Origin of the sequence: Inquilinus limosus MP06 (assembly GCF_000767795.1) — a bacterium.
Lineage (GTDB): Bacteria > Pseudomonadota > Alphaproteobacteria > DSM-16000 > Inquilinaceae > Inquilinus > Inquilinus limosus_E.
In genome coordinates, this window is the sequence record NZ_JANX01001042.1 from 1 (window position 1) to 1,044 (window position 1,044).

Annotated in this window: 2 protein-coding genes; both read left to right on the forward strand. The window is 74.5% G+C overall.

Annotated elements, in window-relative coordinates; translation table 11 throughout:
• Nucleotides 1–416: thiamine phosphate synthase (locus tag P409_RS35040; protein ID WP_161790540.1), on the forward strand; the 416-nt coding region annotated here is incomplete at its 5' end.
• Nucleotides 417–445: 29 nt separating this feature from the next.
• Nucleotides 446–1,044 (forward strand): hypothetical protein (locus P409_RS35045; protein ID WP_034849631.1); only part of this gene is annotated, 599 nt, incomplete at its 3' end.

Genomic DNA, 1,044 nt, shown 5'->3' on the forward strand with positions numbered 1-1,044 from the left:
TCCATGCCGACCTCGATTCCGCGGCTGATGTCGACGGGGTGCACCTGGCCGCCGGCGGCGACCCGGGCGCGGCGCGGCGGCGGCTGGGTCCCGCGGCCTTGATCGGGGTGTCCTGCCATTCGGATGGGGAGGTCGATGCCGCCCTCGCTGCCGGGGCCGATTACGTCACCCTCGGCCCGCTGGCGCCGACCGCGAGCAAGCCGGGCTACGAGCCGACCCTGTCTCCGGCAGAAGCCGGCGCCATCGCCGGCCGCCATCCCGGCCGGGTGATCGCGCTGGGCGGGGTCGGGCCCGATCTGCTGCCGGGCGTCATCGCCTCCGGTTTCGCCGGGGTCGCGGTGATGGGCGGGGTGATGCGCGCCGGCGACCCCACGGAGCTGGTCCGCGAGTACCTCGTGGCGCTCGGCATGCTATAGGGGCGGCGCCGGAGGGGAGCCCCGCCGCCATGAAGCTGCGATTGCGGCCGCTGCGCGTCTTGGAATTCGTCCTGGTCACGGTGCCGGGGCTGGTCGGGCTGTTTTTCGCCCTGCGCGCCGCCGGCCCGCTGGCGGAGCTGGTCCAGGCCGAGCTGGCGCGCACGCCGGAGGTGCAGGAGGTCGAGGCCGCGCTGATCGCCCGGACGCGTGCCGCGACCTCGCCGGAGCAGATCGATGCCGGCATCGCCCGGGCCTTCGCCGATGACGACATCGACGGGGTGGCGGTCTGGCTGCAGGTGGCCGGGATGACCGGCACTCCGGTCAAGCCGGACTGGCAGGCCCGCTACGCGGATGAAACCTCGACGGCCAACTCCACGATGCGGGCCGCGCGGCAGGCGGTGGCCGGCGCCGTGACCGGGCAGGGCCATGGCCTGTCCGGCCTGGCCGGAGCCTTCACTGCCGACATGACCTTCGTCGGCGACCTGCGCGATATCGGCCGCGAGCTCTGGCATTTCGGCAATGACGAGCCGGTGGACGAGCTGGCGCTGGGCCTGTCGGGCATCGGGTTGACGCTGACTGCGGCGACCTGGGGCTCCGGCGGGGCCGCGGCCTTGCCGCGCGGCGCGGT